The organism is Microbacterium sp. (genome assembly GCF_031988965.1).
GTDB lineage: Bacteria > Actinomycetota > Actinomycetes > Actinomycetales > Microbacteriaceae > Microbacterium.
In genome coordinates, this window is the sequence record NZ_DALZXX010000282.1 from 1 (window position 1) to 1286 (window position 1286).

The 1286-nt window shown below is 70.8% G+C and carries 1 protein-coding gene; it reads left to right on the forward strand.

Features of this window, described 5'->3' with window-relative positions; all coding sequences use genetic code 11:
• Nucleotides 1-1270: DUF58 domain-containing protein (locus RTM68_RS18745; protein WP_312173839.1), on the forward strand; the 1270-nt coding region annotated here is incomplete at its 5' end.
• Nucleotides 1271-1286: the final 16 nt, after the last annotated feature.

Genomic DNA, 1286 nt, shown 5'->3' on the forward strand with positions numbered 1-1286 from the left:
CCCCGTCCGCGGCGCGGTGTTCGGCCTGCGCCGCGCACTGCGCACGACGACGCGCACGCTCCGACGCAGCGCCGAGTGGGTGAGAGAGACGGTCACGACCGCCGGGCTGCTGGTCGCCGTGGCCCTCGTGCTCGGCGTCGTCGCCGGATCCGCGTTCGGGTGGGTCGAGGCGTGGGCGGTCGCGGCGATCGCCCTGGTTCTGCTGATCGTCTGCATCCCGTTCATCCTCGGTGCGCACGACTACCGCATCGATCTCGAACTCGATCGGGATCGCGTGGTGGCCGGTGCCGAGATCGGTGCGACGCTCGACGTGCGCAACAACGGCGAGCGCCTCTCGCTCCCCGGCGTGGTCGACGTGCCCGTCGGGGAGGGGCTGGTCGAGGCGCACGTCCCGCTCCTGCGGCCGGGCGCACATCATCGGGAGCAGCTCACGATCGCGGCGCATCGACGCGGTGTCATCGACGTCGGGCCCATGACCATCACCCGCGGCGACCCGATCGGCATCCTGCGCCGCGAACTGCGCTGGCCCGACGTGCAGCGCATCCACGTGCATCCTGTGACCGTGCGACTGCCCAGCACGAGCGCGGGACTCATCCGCGATCTCGAGGGCACGCCGAGCACGGCGCTGGTCGATGCCGATCTGTCGTTCCACGCCGTGCGCGAGTACGTCGTCGGCGACTCGCAGCGCCATGTGCACTGGAAGTCGACCGCCAAGACCGGCAAGCTCATGGTGCGCCAGTACGAGGAATCGCGGCACGCGCGCATCGCGATCATCCTCGATCTCGATGCGGAGTCCTACGAGAGCGACGACGAGTTCGAGAACACGGTCAGTGCCGCGGCATCCCTCGCGCTGCAGGGCGTGCGAGACGGGCGTGAGGTGCTGTTCTCGGTGAGCAACGAGATCCCCGAGCACAGCGGGGCCGAGGTCCTGTCGATCCGCACCCTTCCGACCGTGACGCCCAAGGCGCTGCTCGACGCGACCTCGACGATCGATGCGGCCGACCGTGTCATGCGGCTCGAGGCGGTCACCGCGCTCACCGCGCAGTCGTACCCCGACCTGTCGATCGGCTTCCTGCTGACCGGATCTCGGATGCCGCTCGAGAGACTCCGCCACGCGGCCGTGAAGCTGCCGGCCGCGGTCGAGGCCGTCGCCGTCCGCAGCGAACTCGGCGAGCAGCCGACCATGCGCACCGCACGAGAGCTCGCCGTCATGACGCTGGGTGCGCTCGGAGACCTGCCGCAGATGCTCGCCCGCGGAGCGCTCCGATGAGCGCCGCCGGGCCCCG